General features: G+C 66.5%; 16 protein-coding genes and 1 pseudogene. 8 read left to right on the plus strand and 9 right to left on the minus strand.

Translation table 11 applies throughout. The features are described from left to right. Window positions 1-10: 10 nt before the first annotated feature. On the minus strand, window positions 11-913 hold the full coding sequence (locus tag GH2_RS04945) for a cation diffusion facilitator family transporter (protein ID WP_244885306.1): 903 nt from the start codon (window positions 911-913) through the stop codon (window positions 11-13). 104 nt (window positions 914-1017) lie between these two features. Between GH2_RS04945 and GH2_RS04950 the strand changes: the two genes are divergently transcribed. Next, window positions 1018-1587 carry a hypothetical protein gene (locus tag GH2_RS04950; RefSeq protein ID WP_066163799.1) on the plus strand — a complete coding sequence of 190 codons (570 nt, stop codon included), beginning with the start codon at window positions 1018-1020 and terminating at the stop codon, window positions 1585-1587. A gap of 12 nt (window positions 1588-1599) precedes the next feature. Here GH2_RS04950 and GH2_RS04955 read toward each other — a convergent pair whose 3' ends face one another. After that, window positions 1600-2196, minus strand: a complete 597-nt coding sequence (locus tag GH2_RS04955) for a DUF308 domain-containing protein (RefSeq protein WP_066163802.1) — start codon at window positions 2194-2196, stop codon at window positions 1600-1602. Window positions 2197-2220: 24 nt separating this feature from the next. Here GH2_RS04955 and GH2_RS04960 point away from each other — a divergent pair, with 24 nt between their 5' ends. Continuing rightward, on the plus strand, window positions 2221-3063 hold the full coding sequence (locus GH2_RS04960; protein WP_066163807.1) for an acyl-CoA thioesterase domain-containing protein: 843 nt from the start codon (window positions 2221-2223) through the stop codon (window positions 3061-3063). Between the two features lie 7 nt (window positions 3064-3070). On the opposite strand, the pseudogene GH2_RS04965 reads toward GH2_RS04960, so the two are convergent. Continuing rightward, window positions 3071-4281: pseudogene (locus GH2_RS04965) on the minus strand (phosphatase PAP2 family protein). A 198-nt stretch (window positions 4282-4479) separates the two neighbouring features. On the opposite strand from GH2_RS04965, the gene GH2_RS04970 reads away from it, so the two are divergent. Continuing rightward, complete coding sequence (locus tag GH2_RS04970) at window positions 4480-5247, plus strand: deoxyribonuclease IV (RefSeq protein ID WP_066163809.1); 768 nt, start codon at window positions 4480-4482, stop codon at window positions 5245-5247. 168 nt (window positions 5248-5415) lie between these two features. Further along, on the plus strand, window positions 5416-7242 hold the full coding sequence (locus GH2_RS04975) for an acyl-CoA dehydrogenase (protein WP_066163812.1): 1827 nt from the start codon (window positions 5416-5418) through the stop codon (window positions 7240-7242). A 253-nt stretch (window positions 7243-7495) separates the two neighbouring features. Here the strand turns inward: GH2_RS04975 and GH2_RS04980 are convergent, their stop codons facing one another. Further along, the gene (locus GH2_RS04980; protein WP_157086005.1) at window positions 7496-7792 is read right to left on the minus strand and encodes an ArsR/SmtB family transcription factor; all 297 of its coding nucleotides are present in this window, start codon (window positions 7790-7792) and stop codon (window positions 7496-7498) included. A gap of 94 nt (window positions 7793-7886) precedes the next feature. Between GH2_RS04980 and GH2_RS04985 the strand changes: the two genes are divergently transcribed. After that, the gene (locus tag GH2_RS04985) at window positions 7887-9125 is read left to right on the plus strand and encodes an MFS transporter (RefSeq protein ID WP_066163818.1); all 1239 of its coding nucleotides are present in this window, start codon (window positions 7887-7889) and stop codon (window positions 9123-9125) included. Window positions 9126-9196: 71 nt separating this feature from the next. Here the strand turns inward: GH2_RS04985 and GH2_RS04990 are convergent, their stop codons facing one another. Continuing rightward, a complete protein-coding gene (locus GH2_RS04990; RefSeq protein ID WP_157086006.1) occupies window positions 9197-9865 on the minus strand; it encodes a hypothetical protein in 669 nt (222 codons plus the stop codon). Window positions 9866-10591: 726 nt separating this feature from the next. On the opposite strand from GH2_RS04990, the gene GH2_RS04995 reads away from it, so the two are divergent. From GH2_RS04995 to GH2_RS05005, 3 genes are all read left to right on the plus strand, one after another. Then, window positions 10592-11083 (plus strand): MaoC family dehydratase, encoded by a 492-nt coding sequence (locus GH2_RS04995; protein WP_066163823.1) that lies wholly within the window; start codon window positions 10592-10594, stop codon window positions 11081-11083. A gap of 77 nt (window positions 11084-11160) precedes the next feature. After that, entirely contained in the window at window positions 11161-12834 is a 1674-nt protein-coding gene (locus GH2_RS05000) for a PHA/PHB synthase family protein (protein WP_066163826.1), read from the plus strand. A 101-nt stretch (window positions 12835-12935) separates the two neighbouring features. Continuing rightward, a complete protein-coding gene (locus GH2_RS05005) occupies window positions 12936-13217 on the plus strand; it encodes a hypothetical protein (RefSeq protein WP_066163829.1) in 282 nt (93 codons plus the stop codon). An 83-nt stretch (window positions 13218-13300) separates the two neighbouring features. Here the strand turns inward: GH2_RS05005 and GH2_RS05010 are convergent, their stop codons facing one another. The 4 genes from GH2_RS05010 to GH2_RS05025 form a co-directional block, all read right to left on the minus strand. After that, window positions 13301-13675, minus strand: a complete 375-nt coding sequence (locus tag GH2_RS05010; protein WP_066163832.1) for a helix-turn-helix domain-containing protein — start codon at window positions 13673-13675, stop codon at window positions 13301-13303. Between the two features lie 71 nt (window positions 13676-13746). Next, window positions 13747-14265 (minus strand): glycine cleavage system transcriptional repressor, encoded by a 519-nt coding sequence (locus GH2_RS05015; RefSeq protein ID WP_066163834.1) that lies wholly within the window; start codon window positions 14263-14265, stop codon window positions 13747-13749. Between the two features lie 110 nt (window positions 14266-14375). Next, window positions 14376-15152 (minus strand): SDR family NAD(P)-dependent oxidoreductase, encoded by a 777-nt coding sequence (locus GH2_RS05020; RefSeq protein WP_066163838.1) that lies wholly within the window; start codon window positions 15150-15152, stop codon window positions 14376-14378. A gap of 61 nt (window positions 15153-15213) precedes the next feature. Continuing rightward, window positions 15214-16860, minus strand: coding sequence for a VanW family protein (locus GH2_RS05025; RefSeq protein WP_244885307.1), 1647 nt, complete (start codon window positions 16858-16860; stop codon window positions 15214-15216). Window positions 16861-16891 lie beyond the last annotated feature (31 nt).

Raw genomic sequence — 16891 nt, forward strand, 5'->3', positions numbered from 1 at the left:
CGGGCGCCGATCAGCGGCGCCACGGTTCGTAGCTGCGCGGGTCCTCGATCGGCTCCAGATGGATCGTGGGCCGCAGATCGTCGACGGCCTCGTGGAGCGCGTCCTCCACGTCTTCGAGGAGGTCGTGCCCGCGCTGCACGGTCCAGTCCCCCGGCACCAGCATGTGCATCTGGATGAAGCGCAGGTGTCCCGCCTCCCGTGTGCGGACGTCGTGGAAGTCGACGCCGTCGCCCCGATAGCGGTCCAGGACGGCGTCCACCGCGGCGCGCTCCTCGTCCGGGATGGCCGTGTCCATCAGCCCCATCGTCGACGCCCGCATCAGCTTGTAGCCGACGAAGATGATGTTGACCGCGACGATGATCGCGATGATCGGATCCAGCCGGGTCCAGCCCGTCAGGTACACCGCGCCCACCCCGACGATGACGCCGGCCGTGGTCCACACGTCGGTCATCAGATGCTTGCCGTCGGCTTCGAGCGTGAGCGACCGGAACTTCCGTCCGACGCGCATCAACTGCCAGGCGACGAGTCCGTTGATCACCGACGCGAGCACCGAGATCGCCAGACCGACACCGACCTGTTCCAACTCGCGCGGAGCGAACAGGCGGTCGACGGCGGTCACGATGATGACGATCGCGGCGATCACGATCATGACGCCCTCGATGACGGCCGAGAAGTACTCGCTCTTCACGTGCCCGAAGTTGTGGTCGTCGTCGGCGGGCTTCGCGGCGATCCGGAGCGCGAAGAACGCGACGACGGCGGCCACCAGATTGACGACCGACTCCGCGGCGTCGGACAGCAGACCCACCGAACCGGTGATCTGCCAGGCGAGGGTCTTGAGCGCGATCACGACGATCGACGCCGCGATGCTCAGGAGCGCCCACTTGCTCAGGTCACGGGTCTGTTGTTCGGTCACCGGTTCATCATCGCGCATGCACGACGGGTTGGCCCCGCGGTCGGTTCCACCTGTCGTTCCGCAGGCGATTGAAACTTCTCGGTGTGACTGAGATCATAGAAGGCATGCTCGACGAGTTGAACGACCAAGCCCAGGCCGACTACGACGCCGGCCAGTTCAGCGCCGCGCTCGCCGGCTTCTCCGTCCTCCGCGAGATCCGTGCCCGAAGGGAGGGCCCGTACTCGGTCAAGTACCTGGCCGCGGTGCACGACAGCGTCCGCTGCATGTCGCAACTCGAGCGGTGGGCCGACTCCGACCTGCTGTGCAGCGAGCTGCACAGCAAGTACGTGCGAACGCTCGGCCGCGGTGAGGCCATCACCGTCGACGTCGCCAAGCACTGGGCGTGGTCGATGATGCACTTGCGCGATCTCCGCGCCGCGATCGGCCTCTACCTGACGACCGCGGACGCCATGTGGGACACGGACGCGGCAGGCGCCGCGCAGTTGATCGGCGCCGCCGCCGCGATTCCCGCGGTCCGCCCGGCAGCGATGGTCTGGAAGGGCATCGTCGACGGCGTCGCCCTGCGGCATCCCGACGAGCTGCTGAACGTGTTGACGATCTGGACGTCGCGCCTGTCGGCGAACGAATCCGTCGAACCGACGATCACGCTCGACGGCTTGGCGATGACGGCGTAGGCCGCGCGGGGCTCAGTCCACGGCGGGCGCGTCCAACGCCTCGGCCAGCGCGGTGACCTTGGCGGGCACCGTGAGCAGGGTGACGACGCTGACGGCGATCAGCAGCACGGCAAGAATCCACAAAATGGTGCTGAGCGTGTAGATGGCCGGCAGCGTGATCATCGCGATGCCTGCCACGACCGAGACCGCACCGGCGAGCATGGCGAGCCACCGCGGTCCGAGCTGCCGGGTGAGGCGCAACCCGAACAGATCCTGAATGCCGCCGATGATCCAGCCGACGCCGATGAAGACGCCGAGCAGCACCAGCGACTTGGCCGGGTTGATCGTGGCGAGCACACCGACGGCGAAGACGATGCCGCCGAGCACGCCCAGCAGCAGGCGGACGCCCGCGGTCGCACGCGTGACCGCGAAGGCGACGAACAGGCGCGTGAGACCGGTGACGATCAACGAGACACCGAACAGGACGCCGACGATCAACAGCGACGCCTTCGGCCAGACGAGCGCGGCTATTCCCATGGCGATGCCGATCAGCGACGAGAAGATCACGAAGGTGCGGATCGCGCCGACCGCGTCGTTCGGCAAGACGGACGGTGATGCTGGAGTGCTCATGCACGCAGCGTAGCGTGACGACGTATGCCTGCTAAGACGTTCTTCACCGTCGGCGAACCCGGACGATACGATCCGACGGACTTCGCGATGAGCATGTGGGGGCCGGACTCGCTGAACGGTCCAGCGGTGTGCGGCGTCGCGGCGGCAGCAGCAGAGAAGGCCGGGCACCGCGAGGGATTCACGCCCGCGCGCTTCACTCTCGACCTGTTCAAGAATGCCCGGCGCCTGCCGACGGTGCCGACGACCAGGATTCTGCGCGAGGGGCGTCGCATCCGCGTCGTCGAGGTCTCGGTCACCCAGTACGACGGCGACTCCGAGATCCTGGCCGCGCGCGGCACCGTGGTCTTCCTGAAGAACGGGACCAACCCACCCGGCGGCCGGTGGTCACGACCGGCCGAGGCGAACACCTTCCGCCCGCCGGCGGACTCCGCCGACACCGACCTGCCGTACTTCCGTACCGACCGGACGGAGTGGTCCCGCAGCATGGACGACTGCCAGAACGCCGACCGACTGAGCCTGTGGTCGAAGCCGATCCCGGTCGCCGACGGCGAGGAGTTGACCCCGTTCCAGCGCGCGGTGATCGCCGCCGAATCGACCAGCCTGGTGACGAATGTCGGCGACGGCGGCATCGGCTTCATCAATTGCGACCTGACCGTCGCGCTCACGCGGCTTCCCGTAGGGAACCGAATCGGCGTGGAGTCGGACTCGCACGTCGAGGACGCGGGACTCTCCGTCGGGACCGCCACGCTGCACGACGAGTGCGGTCAATTCGGGATCGGCCTGGTGACCGCGATCGACAACACCCACGCGATGATCGACTTCAGCACGGTGACGCCCCCGAGCTTCCGGGCCGCCGAGCGGAGCTGAGGCCCGGTCAGCTCACCGCGTGCTCCCTCGGCATCTCCGCACGCCGTCGTGCATTCCGCGGCAGAATGTACCGCGCGTCGACGACGCGATACGTCGCGTACACCAGGGCCGCCAGCCCCCAGCCGAGCAGGATGTCGACGACGTAGTGCTCGGCGGTGTAGACGAGGGCGAACGCCATCACGAGGGCGTACCCGGTGAACATCGTCTTGCCGAACCAGCGGGTCCGCGGCCACATGAACAGCGCGAGGAGCATCGTCAAGCCCGCGTGCAGTGACGGAATCGCCGCGACGAGGTTCGATTTCGCCTGCCCGAACCGGATCGCGCGGAGCACCATGTCCAACCCGAGAACGCTCCAGCCGCGGCTGGAGATCCGCTCGGTGTAGGGTTCCGCGCCGGGGTGCTCGGGGTGCACCTGACCGAGCAGATTGTCCTCGACCACACCTTCCGGCTGGTACATGCACGGCGGATCGTGCGGATGGTCGACGACCTGCTCGGCGGTGCACTTGGCCGCGGCCCACGGCGGTGCGGCGGGCACGAGCGTGTAGCCGACCAAACCCACGAAACTCAACGCGATGAAGCAGGCCGCGAACCGGCGCAGACGGCGCGGTCGCGCACCCAGAGCGCCGCCGCCGTGGCATACGGGACGATGAAGTACGACATGTAGACGACACTGACGATGACCTCCCACCACGGCGGCGACGACTCCTTGAGGTGCGACTGCAACCAGACCGTGGGGTTGACGCCGAACAAGTGGTGATCGACGTCGGCGGCAAGGTGCCAGTGCGTCGGCATGTCGAGCCAGACCGCGATGTTGCGCGTCCAGTCGTAGAGCATCAGGATCAGGACGAACGGCAGCCAGTCGATGAAGATCGTGATGACGCGGCGACGGCCGACAGTCGCCGCGGCCATGCCGAAGGCGAGGAAGAAGATCAGGCTGGTCCGGTCGGCCGCGATGCCTGCGAACCAGAAGTAGACGGCGATCGACACCGCCCACATCAGCAGGAGGACGCGGCGGAGCAACGCGTAGTTGCGAACCTTCTCCTCGACCACCGCGACCACCGACGCGCCGTCCGGGTCGGCGTCGTTCTGGCTGGCGTCATTCGACGCCGGCGGCGGGGTCTCGGCGCCGCGTACGGAGTCGTCGCTGGGCGGCGCGGACGGGTCTGGGCCGATGTCGGCGTCGCCGGACTCCCTAGAATCCGTCGTGTCCAGACTCACGAGGTGTCCTCCAGTCTCCCGATCGACACAGGCCGACCCGGTCTCGAACACTAGTGGATGTTCATGCCTGATTCACCACAACGCGCCATCTGGTTCACCTCGCGTTGGGAATTTGCACCCGCAGAATCAGCCCGGTCCGCGGCATCTGCACGCACCTATCCGGTGCGGGACACCAGTGCACGACACTAAGCTGGAGGCATGCGTGTCGGAGCCCATCTACGCCAGGACGAGAACCCCGTCGCCACTGCCGAAGACCTCGGCATCGACATCTTTCAGATGTTCGTGACCGACCCCCAGAGCTGGAAGAAGCCGCAGCCGCATCCCCACGCGGACGAGATCCGGGAGTCCGCGATCGACGTCGTGGTGCATTCCAGCTATCAGATCAACGTCGCGAGTTTGAACAACCGCCTCCGAATGCCGTCGCGCAAAGCCGTCGAGGAGCAGGCGAAGGCCGCTGCGGAGCTGGGTGCGATCGGACTGGTCGTCCACGGCGGGCATCTGAAGGACGGCGAAGACGCCGCCGAAGGCTTCACGAATTGGCGGAAGTTGTTCGAGCGACAGGAGGACAAGGGCGGATTCGGCGTCCCGATCCTCATCGAGAACACGGCGGGCGGCGATCACGCGATGGCCCGCACGCTCGAGTCCATCGAACGCCTGTGGGACGCCGTCGGCGATTTTCCGCAGGCCGGATTCTGCCTCGACACCTGCCACGCATGGGCCGGCGGCGAGGACCTGGTGGGCCTGGTCGAACGAATCAAGGCCATCACCGGCCGCATCGACTTGATCCACCTGAACAATTCACGCGACGAGTTCGACTCCGGCCGCGACCGCCACGCCAATCTGGAGTCCGGTCAGATCGACGCCGACATCCTCGCCGAGTTGATGAAGACGGCCGACGCGCCCGGCGTTCTGGAGACGCCTGCCGACGGCATCGCCGCCGATCTGGAGTACCTGCGATCGCATTGACCCACACGATCCGCTTGCAATTGTTAGCGGGACCACACTCCGTCTTATTGTTCCCAGCCCACGACGCCGGTATTCTGACTATAGTTACCGGCAAGTAACTTACTCCGTGTCAGCCGCCGGAGCCTTGACCGGACAAACGAATCTCTAGAACAGCGAGTTAGGAAAACCATGGGCCATTACAAGTCCAACCTGCGTGACCTGCACTTCAACCTCTTCGAGATGTACGAACTCGACAAGGTGCTCGCCACCGGAGAGTTCGGCGACCTCGATCACGAGACCGCCGTCGACATGCTCCGCGAGGTCCGCACCCTCGCCGAAGGTCCGATCGCCGATTCGTTCATCGACGCGGACCGCAATCCGCCGGTCTTCGACCCGGAGAACCACACCGTCACCATCCCCGACAGCTTCAAGAAGAGCTACAACGCCTTCATCGAAGCCGGCTGGGACAAGGTCGGCGTCGACGAGGCCCTCGGCGGACTGCCCGCCCCGCGCTCGCTGTACTGGGCGCTCGGCGAGATGATCCTCGGCGCCAACCCGCCGGTCTTCATGTACGGCGCGGGCTCCGGCTTCTCGAACATCTTCTACGACAACGGCACCGACGAGCAGAAGAAGTGGGCGACGATCTGCTCCGAGCGCGGCTGGGGCGCCACCATGGTCCTCACCGAGCCGGACGCCGGTTCGGACGTCGGCGCAGGCACCACCAAGGCCACGAAGCAGGAAGACGGCACCTGGCACATCGAGGGCGTCAAGCGCTTCATCACCTCGGCCGACCAGGACATGACCGAGAACATCTTCCACCTCGTCCTGGCTCGCCCCGAGGGCGCCGGACCGGGCACCAAGGGCCTCTCGCTCTTCTTCGTCCCCAAGTTCCACTTCGACCACGAGACCGGCGAGCTGCAGGACCGCAACGGCGCCTTCGTCACCGGCGTCGAGCACAAGATGGGCATCAAGGCCTCGGCCACCTGTGAGGTCAGCTTCGGCCTGCACGGCACCCCGGCCAAGGGCTGGCTCGTCGGCGAAGTCCACTCCGGCATCGCCCAGATGTTCGACGTGATCGAGCACGCTCGCATGATGGTCGGCACCAAGGCCATCTCGACGCTGTCGACCGGATACCTGAACGCTCTCGAGTACGCCAAGGAGCGCGTCCAGGGCGCCGACCTGACGCAGATGATGGACAAGGCCGCACCGCGCGTCACCATCACCCACCACCCGGACGTCCGTCGCGCACTGCTGACCCAGAAGGCGTACGCCGAGGGCCTGCGCGCCGTGTACCTGTACACCGCGTCGCACCAGGACCCCGCCGCCGCACAGATCGTCTCCGGCGCCGACGCCGAGCTGGCCCACAAGGTCAACGACCTGCTGCTCCCGATCGTCAAGGGCGTCGGCTCCGAGCGCGCGTACGAGAAGCTCACCGAGTCGCTGCAGACCCTCGGCGGTTCCGGCTTCCTGCAGGACTACCCGATCGAGCAGTACATCCGCGACTCGAAGATCGACTCGCTGTACGAGGGCACCACCGCCATCCAGGCGCAGGACTTCTTCTTCCGCAAGATCATCCGCGACAAGGGCCAGGCACTGGGCCACGTCGCCGGCCAGATCCAGGACTTCATCGACAACGGCAAGGGCTTCGATGCCGAGCGCGCGCTGCTGAAGACCGCCAACGAGGACGTCCAGGCCATGGCGGCCAAGCTCACCGGCTGGCTGATGGGTGCACAGGAAGACCCGAAGAAGCTGTACCTGGTCGGTACCGCGTCGGTCCGCTTCCTGATGGCCGTCGGCGACCTCGTCATCGGCTGGCTGCTGCTGCGCCAGGCCGTCGTCGCACAGGCCGCGCTCGACGCGGGCGCCACCGGCGACGACAAGGCCTTCTACGAGGGCAAGGTCGCCTCGGGCGTGTTCTTCGCCAAGAACATGCTGCCGCTGTTGACCTCGGTCCGCACCGTGGTCGAGAACAACGTCGATAACGACATCATGGAGCTCGACGAAGCCGCGTTCTGATCTGATTCGGCTGAACTGTCGCAGAGAACCCCGCCGGGCGCCCGGCGGGGTTCTCTGTGTCTTCCCAGATCTCCCCGACAGCCGGCACTAACTCCCCCACGTTGGTCGAGTGCTGCGTGTGAGCGGAGCGAGCACGCAGTAATCGAGACCGTCGCGAGTTTCGCTGGGACAAGGCATCGTCCGCTGCCATCGTGCGGTGTGTTGGGAAGCGGCAGTCGACGGCAGGACGGACGGTGCGATTGACGGACGCGCCCTACGCGTTCGCAGCAGTCAACACCGAGGTCAACAACCCGGGATACAACGCGTCGACGGCGTCGTTCCGCAGGCGGTACCGCGCGCACTGGCCCTCCGCGATCCGCTCGACGAGCCCCGCCTCGCGGAGGATCTTGAAGTGGTGACTGGCCGTCGCCTTGGTGACGGTGTCATAGAGCGCGGTGCAGGCCAGCGGCTCGGCCGCATGGCCCAGGCGTCGGAGCATCTCCAGCCGAACGGGATCGGCAAGTGCGCTCAGCACGGACTGCAGGTCGGCGACGCTGTCGGTCGGGGTCATCTCGGTCACTCTCGCAAACAATCAGTTTGATGAACATCGAACACGGGACTATCGTCGAAGCGGTTCGATACTCATCAAACATACCCGAGGATCCATGGTCATCGAAGCCGTCGCCGAGACGAACTCCACCCGCACGGTCCATCCGCAGCGGTGGTCGTTCCTGCTGTTGCTGGCCTTGCTCGCCCTGGCATTGGGATGTTCCGGGCTGCCCTCGCCGCTCTACCCGATCTATCAGGAGCAGTGGGGCATGAGCCCGCTGACCATCACGGTCATCTTCGCCGTCTATGCGATCGGCGCGCTGGGATCGGCACTCACCGTCGGTCCGATCTCCGACGCGGTCGGCCGCAAGCCGGTGCTGATCACCGCGCTCGTCTTGATCCTGACCGGCCTGGTCCTGTTCCTGATCGCCAACAGCGCATGGGTGCTCATCGTCGCCCGATTCCTGCACGGCATCGCGATCGGCGCGATCACCGTCACCGCGGGTGCCGCACTCCTCGACGTCCGCCCGTTCGCCGGTGCTCGTAACGGTGTGGCCAGCGGCGTCGCCCTGAATGTCGGCATCACGATCACCGTGATCGGCGCGGCCGCTGCGGCGCAGTGGGCGACCAGCCCGCTCCGGATTCCGTATGCGATCGTCATCGTCGTCGTGGCCGCGATGCTCGCCGCGGTGATCGCACTGACCGAGCCCCACACCGAACGCACCGGCGGCCGAGTCCGCCTGCGGGCGCCGTCGATCCCCAAGGCGATCCGCGCCGACTTCTGGTTCTCCGGCATCGGCATCATGGCCGCCTGGTCGGTGCTGGGCGTCTTCCTCAGCCTGTACCCGGCGCTCACCCAGCACGCCACGGGGCACACCTCGGTGATGTTCGTCGGCATCGTCGTCAGCGCCATGGCCGCGGCTGCGGCCGTATCGCAGTGGCTCGGCGGGCGGATCGATCCGCGGAAGGCCGCGATCGGCGGCAACCTGGGCATGATCGTCGCCCTGATGTGCGCGATCTGGGCGCTTGCGAGCGGTTCGACGGCCTTCATCATCATCGACTCGATCGTGCTCGGCGCGGTGTTCGGTCTCGCGTTCGGCGGCTCACTCCGTCACCTGAACGACGTCGCGCCGCCCGACGCCCGCGGCGCGGTGATGAGCGCGTACTACCTGCTCGGCTACATCGCCATGGGCGTCCCGACCGTCGTCGCCGGGGCGCTGGCGTCCGCGCTCGGCACCGCGCAGATCTTCCCGTGGTTCGCCGTCGCCGTAGCGCTCGCCTGCTTGGCCGCAGCGCTGCTGGGCATCAGCGGCACCCGGCGTCCGACGATCGCGGAGACCGACGTCGCGGTGTGAGAACGCCACCCACTGAGAACGGTTCAGCCCCGACGACGATCGTCGGGGCTGAACGCTTCGATATGCGGACTCTAGCTGGCGCTGGAGCCGTTGCCGCCACAGTCGACGAACAAGCCGGTCGACTTCGCGGTCGCGGTGATCGAATCCGGCACTGTGCTTCCGTCCGGAGTACCCGTGAAGTAGATGACGAAGCGGTGGAGCCCCTCAAGCGTGCCACTCTTCACCTTGACGGTGGCCGTCCTCGTGTCAGTACTGGTCGTGACGGTCAAACTGTCCGGGCCAAGCGCCTTGGGCCACTTCGTGAGGTTATTGGCGCCGTCGATGCCAAACCAGGTTGAATCCGCGGCGAACACCTCCGAGGTGTACGCGTAGCCCGCGGGTAGCTTCACCTCGAGCTTGTAGTTCCTGATGTCGCCATCGGTTGCGACAATGGTGCGCCAGAACGGCTTCGAGAAGTCGCCCCACAACTGCATTTCCGTCGCACCGTTGTCGCCGCGCCTCGGGGTAACACCGCCGTCAATCGTGTTGGTAACGCCGCTGTCGGTCCGCGTCTTGGTGGCTGAGGATCGCCAGTCCACATGGCAGCCCCTGCTCTTGTTATCCGGGTTGCTATTACCGAAGATGCTGCTGAAGCCGGCGAGCGGCCCCGGCAGAGCAGGGGTGGCGAGTGCGGTGGCCGGTGCCACCGACGTGACGATCGCGGCCGCCGCGGCGACGGCGGCAAAACGACGTTTGGACAAGACAGTCTCCTCCCGTGAGGGATCGCAGCCGTACGGCTCTCGATGCACGGTCCGGACCATCTCCGAACCCACAGCGTCACGGTAGCCCGGCACACACGGTCATCACCGCCAGAAACTGCAAACGACCAGGACAAACGGTCAAGGTTCGCCCGACCGGACGACGCCGCGACCAGGCCTGCTCGCTCCCGTTCATCCGGCCGCCCACCGTCGAACAAACGCAATGACAGGCGGCGACGCAGAACCGACGCCATTCGTCAACCGGTAGCGAAGAATTGGACGAATATCGTTGCCGTCTAATGCAATTCCCCCTCCGAACGGCGACCGGAGATCAATGGCACCCCTGACGAATTCATAAACGGGAATTCGATCTTGTCAGAATTACCGAGACGCACCCCCGCACAAACCGAGAACTCATTACCGATAAGTAGGGACTCGTCTGTACTCGCCAGTAGATTGAAACCGGCCCACAACATGCCTCCGACCTGCACTAACAATAGGGACTAACGGCCCGCGTTACATGCCTCACACCCGTTTGCAGTCACCGAGCTAATTACTTATTGTCAGTATTGATCGGAGTTATAGATCAGGCTTTCCTCACCCCGCATCGATGCCTTTCGTCACCGAACCCGAAAGGCCGCCGGGCGAATTCTCTGATGTTCCGATATCACCGCATCCCTGGCCGCGCAGCAGTATTCGCGCGGTCTCTGTCAACGATTGGAAATACTGGTGACCGAGTCCACCGTCACGTCGACCACCACTCCCGCTCGCAGCGTTCGCCTCGCCGATCTCCCGTCGCTCGCCGGCCAGGATCTGGGGGCGTCGGCTCGCATCCGCATCACCCAGGAGCAGATCGACACCTTCGCCGATGCGACGAACGACCACCAGTGGATCCACGTCGACGCCGAGCGCGCGAAGAAGGGCCCGTTCGGGACCACCATCGCCCACGGCTACCTGACGCTCTCGCTCGCCGTCCCGCTGTTCTGGGATCTGCTCGACGTCGACGACGCCACCCAGGTCATCAACTACGGACTCAACAAGGTCCGCTTCCCCGCGCCGGTTCCGGTGGATTCCGAGGTGGGCGCCACCGCCCACGTCGCCGCAGTAGAACCGGTCACGGGTGGATTCCAGTTGACCGTCGGCTTGACGTTCACCATCGAGGGCCTGGACCGGCCGGTCTGCGTGTGCGAGATGATCATCCGCTACCTCGGCCCCGCCTGAGCCTGCTCAGCACCGCAAGCGCCGCGTCACCGACGCACTCCAAGTCTCCCTCCCCGTTCGACAGATCGCGAGTACCCATGAGCCTCCTCCCGACCCGCATCACTGCCGAGATCGATCCGCTCGGCTGGCTGGAATCCACCTTCCGCACCGGCACTGACATCGCCAAGAACCCGCGCAGCGTCGCCCGCGCCGCCGGCCGTTTCGTGAACCGGATCGCAACGGTCCCCGATAACACCGCCCGGGTCGCCTTCGGCCTCGGCGATGTGGATGCGGCACCCGAATCCGTTCGAGATCGACGATTCTCCGACACCGCGTGGCACGAGAACCCGGCGTACTTCGCCGTCCTCGAGTCCTATTTCGCCGCGCGGGCCCTGGCCCTCGACCTCGTCGACTCCGCCGAGTCCGACGCCGTGACGACGGCCAAAGCGCGCGCATTCGTCGAGCTGCTGTGCGATGCGCTGTCGCCGAGCAACTCACCGCTCCTCAACCCGACGGTGCTCACCACGGCCATCAACACCGGCGGCAAGTCGCTGGTGCGCGGCGCCCGCTACGCAGCATCCGATCTGGTCAATCGCAACGGCCGCCCGGTGCGCGTCGACATGGACGCCTTCACCGTCGGCGAGAACATGGCCTGCACCGAGGGGCAGGTGGTCTTCCGCAATGAGCTCATCGAGCTGATCCAGTACGCACCGCAGACCGACCAGGTCCATGCGACTCCGCTGCTCGCGAGCCCGCCGTGGATCAACAAGTACTACATCATGGACCTCGGCCCCGGCCGGAGTCTCATCGAGTGGGCCGTTCAGCACGGCCGCACCGTGTTCGCGATCTCGTACCGGAACCCCGACGAGTCGATGCGCTCGGTCACCTTCGACGACTACTTGGAACTCGGCATCCGTTCGGCGCTCGGCGCCGTCCAGGACATCACCGGCGCACCGAAGGTCGACGTCCTCGCCGTCTGCCTCGGCGGCGCGATGACCGCGATCGCCGCGGGCACCGGTGACGACCGCATCGGGGACCTGACACTGATCAACACGATCCTCGACTACTCCGAGACCGGCGACCTCGGCTTCATGACCGATCCGAAGACGCTCGACAATCTCGACGCCTTGATGGCGAAGAAGGGGTACCTGAGCGGGGACAGCATGGCGCAGACCTTCGACCTGCTGCGCGCCAACGACCTGATCTTCAGCTACTGGGTCTCCCGGTGGATGCTCGGCGAGGCCCCGCCCGCCTTCGATCTGCTGGTGTGGAACGAGGACTCCACCAACATGCCCGCCGCGATGCACACGCAGTATCTGCGGCAGCTCTACAGCGAGAACCTGCTCGCGCAGGGCGAGTTGAAGATGTGCGACACCGCGGTGGACCTGAGCGCCTTCGACGGCGACGTGTACATCGTCGGTGCGATCGGCGACCACATCGTGCCCTGGAAGACCTCGTACGCGGGCGCCAAGCTCTTCGGCAAGGATGCGCGCTACATCCTCTCCAACGGCGGTCATATCGCAGGCATCGTCAACCCGGCGAGCAAGAAGACCTGGAGCGCCGCGATCGGTGCCCCCGACGCCCCGTCGCCGGAGCTTCCCGCCGATCCCGATGCGTGGCGCGACGCGGCGACCGTGACGAAGAACTCGTGGTGGGACGACTGGGCGGTGTGGTCGAGCACCCGGGCCGGCGAACTGCAGGATCCCCCCACGATGGGCAGTGCTGCGCATCCCGTCATCACGCCCGCCCCGGGGACGTACGTGCTGGAGTGATCGACGCAACACCGCCGACTCAGCGCGCGTTAGCAATCAGTGTGCTAACTTGTTAACTGACGGGGCGGAGAGCACCGCACACTACTTCCCAAGGAGACACCATGACCGCTCAGAACGCCGCAAGCAAGGTCGCCAAGGCCATCGACGACTCCACCAAGCAGATCAACGACGTCCAGGCCACGCTGCTGTCCGCGAGCAAGCAGGCCGCTCTGGCCACGCTCGACGTGTACGAGAAGTCGGTCGACACCGCGCTCGACTTCCAGAAGAAGATCGTCGAGTCCACCGGCCTCACCGCCGCCAGCGGCATCGTCGACGCCCAGGTCAAGCTGTTCACCGACCTCAACACCGCTGGCGTCCAGGCTGTCCGCGCGGCCTTCGCCTGACAGGCACCGCACGCCACGAGCAACGACGGCGCGAACCCGATCATCGGGTTCGCGCCGTCGTTTGCGTTCGCGGTCTGTCGGGATCAGCGGTCGGCAGCGCCGCGTCGCCGATTCGCGACCGTCACGCTGGCGAAACTCTGGTACATCTCCTCGAGTGCGGCCCGCTGTGCACGCGTGAGATCGGGATCGCGGCGGATGGCGGCGACCACGTCCGGCTGCCCCTGCGGGTCCGACGTCCGCGTCGACGCGGCCAGCACGTCGGCGGACAGCTTCAGATTGTCGGCGATCGCCTCAAGGACACGGTCGCTCGGTTCACGCAGATTCCGCTCGATCTGCGACAGGTAGGGATTCGAGATCCCGACCATCTCGGCCAATCGACGCATCGGCATCGCCGCCAGTTCACGCTGGGTCCGGATGAGTTCACCGAGCGTGAGCGGACTGCGGTCGCCGTCGTTCATGACCCCGATGGTAGTCGCGGTCGGTGTCCGGGCCGACGCCGCCGTCGGACGGTCGTCGACGACGTGTTCGGTTACTCGCCGTCGATCCCGAGGTCGACCAGCAACTCGGCAGCGATCCGTTCCAGATCGGAGCGGATCGTCGCCGCGTCGGCCGACGGCGGCACCAGCACCTCGAGCTGGGCTTCGAACAGCATGCCGCCCGCCATCGGCGCCTCCCGCGTGCCCGTCGTCATCCGTTCGATCGTCACGCCGCTCGCACTGAGTGCCGCGGACAGCTCGCGGACGATGCCCGGACGATCGTTGCCGAGCACATCGATCGTCAGCGACGCCCACTCGCCTTCACGGATCTCGGCGGCGCCGGCCGAATGCACGGCGACCTCAAGCAACCCCTCGAGACCGGTGACCGCGGCGATCACCTCGCCCGATCGGTCCTGTGGGACGGTGACCACCACGATGCCAGCGAACTTTCCGGCCAGCTGCGCCAGCTGACCGCGTTCCCAGTTGCCGCCGCTGCTCGCGATCGCGTCGGCCAACGCCGACACGAGCCCCGGACGGTCGTCGCCGATCACCGACAGCACCAGATTCCGCATGCCCGAATCATAACGACCGCCGCGGCCCGCCACCGGGCACCGGAAAACATTTCTGCCGTTGATCGGGCCCCGCTGCGGGGCCCGATCAACGGCAGAAAAGAGGGTCGAGCCTACTTCGGAGGCATCCGGATGCCGCCGTCGACGCGGATCACCTCGGCGTTCATGTACGAGTTGGTGATGAGTTCCTCCACCATCGAGGCCAACTCGTCCGGCACACCGAGCCGCTTGGGGAACAGGACGCTCTCGCCCAGCTTGGCCTTGAAGGCCTCCGACTCCGGGCCGCTGCCGTAGATCGGGGTGTCGATGAGGCCGGGAGCGATGCAGTTGACGCGGACGCCGACCGCGGACAGGTCACGAGCGACCGGCAGGGTCATGCCGACGACGCCGCCCTTCGACGACGAGTACGCGGCCTGACCGATCTGACCGTCGAATGCGGCGACCGACGCGAGGTTGACGATCGCGCCGCGCTCGCCGTTCTCGTTCGGCTCGTTGCGGCTCATCGCGGTTGCCGCGAGACGGACGGTGTCGAAGGTGCCGACCAGGTTGATGGCGATGACCTTCTTGTACAGGTCCAGGTTGTGCGCCGACGCGAACTCGCCATCCTTGCCGACCGTGCGCTGCGCCCAGCCGATGCCCGCGGAGTTGACGACCGCACGCAGCGGGCCCAGCTCGACGGCTTTGTTGACCGCGGCCTCGATCTGAGCGGTGTCGGTGACGTCGACGCTGACGAAAGCGCCGCCGATCTCCTTCGCGAGGGCCTCGCCGTCCTCGGCCTTGAGGTCGGCGATGACGACCTTGGCGCCCTGCGCCGCGAGTCGACGGGCCGAGGCCGCACCGATGCCGGACGCGCCTCCGGTCACGATTGCACTTGCTCCATTGATATCCATGTTTCGGAGCTTATCGCTCGGTGACCGCACGCACAGCGCGGGGTCTGAAACAGGTTTCAGTTCAGCCGCAGCGGACGATCGGCTCCGGCGCATACCGCACAGTGCGGGTGTGACGGCTGATCTCCGCGCCGGTCTTCACGCTGCGGATGACCCGGGTGTTCGACGCGGTGAAGCCGGGGGCACCGCTCGCAGGCACGCAGTCGCCGCCCGCGGGCAGTCGAACGGTGGTCGGCGACGTCGGATCGGTACGACTCCCGGTGATCGACTCCACGTCCACGGTCTTGGTGCTCCACATCCGCACCGTGATGTTCGACGAACTCCATCCCGTCTCGATGACGATGCCGTACGGGGTGTTGTTGGTGAACTGCAGGTCGATCGCCCCCTCGAACACCGTCGCCTCCCGCGCCTCGGGATACCGGGAGATGTAGTAGGAGTGCTCCGTGTGGCCCGCGTCGTCGAGACCGGCGAAGTATGCGGCGTTGTACAGCGTCGTCGCGAACTGGGAGATACCGCCGCCGACGGCCTTCGACGGCCGCCCGTGATCGATGATCCCGGACTCGACATACCCCTGAGCGGTACCGCGCGGCCCGGTGTAGCCGTTCAACGAGAAGGTCTCGCCGGGCAGCACCACTGCGCCGTTCACCTCTTGCGCCACAAGGCGGATGTTCTCGCCCGACGGCCCGCTGAAGCCACCGGTCGTGAACTCCGAGACCACCTCTTTGACACCCAGTTTGCGCGCTCCCTTCGTGTCGAGCGCAGGCTTGGTGATCGTGTACGCCACCTTGCCCGCCCGATCACCGGTCGCCACCGAGAGCTGACCGATGCGGTCCGCGGTGCGCCGCCAGTTCACCTTGGCACCGTCGGTCGACGGCACCACCGACGGTGCTCCGCCGCCGAGGCTGAAACTCGCGTTCACCGGCTGCGACTCAGTGGGCGCCGTGCGCTCGCCGAGCACCTTTCGCGCGTCCTTGGCGGCGACCTTCGGGGTCAGCCCGCCGCGGCCGTCGGCCACGAAGGTCACCAGCGACCCCATCTCGCGGGGCGTCACGGTGATCCGATCGCCGCGCCCGGCGAGGGAGACCTTCGACGCCGTCACGTTCTGCGCCGGACCGTCGAGCGTCGCCTGCACCGTCTCGGCGGAGACCGTCGGGGCGAACGGTTCCATCGCGAGGTCCAGGGTGTGCCCGCTCAGCCACTGCTCGGCGATCGTCTGCTTCGCCGCCGCACGGTCGATCCGCAGTCCCTTGGACGGAAAGTCACCGACGGGTTCAACGCCGTCGAAGTGCACACCGCCCTCGACGGCCGCCTTCTCCAGTTGGTTGGTGTGCTTGTCCAGCTCCGCGTTGAACTTGGCGTCGTCGATGTGCACGACGGGTGTGACGGGACGCGCGACCCCGATCATGCCGAGGAATCGGTCCCAGGGGTTGGCCGGCTGGTCCATGAGGCGCTCGAGCGTCGCTTCGACGTCGAACGTCGCACCGAGCGCTCCCGGATCGATCTTCGCCGAGCCGGACGAGGTCGCCACCGTCAACGGACCGTGCGAGGCGGTCGTCAGCTTGGTCAGCACGTCTCGCGCATGCGCCTCGTCCATGTTCCCCAGATCGAACTCCGCGATCTGCGCGCTGCGCGCGGTGTGGCCGTGCGTGAGGATCGCATCGACACCGACTGCGATGCCGATCAGGAGCAGTCCGCCGACGACGCCACGCACAATCCACCTACGGCGGCTGGGGGTCTGGGCG

The organism is Gordonia hydrophobica NBRC 16057 (genome assembly GCF_001592365.1).
Lineage (GTDB): Bacteria > Actinomycetota > Actinomycetes > Mycobacteriales > Mycobacteriaceae > Gordonia > Gordonia hydrophobica.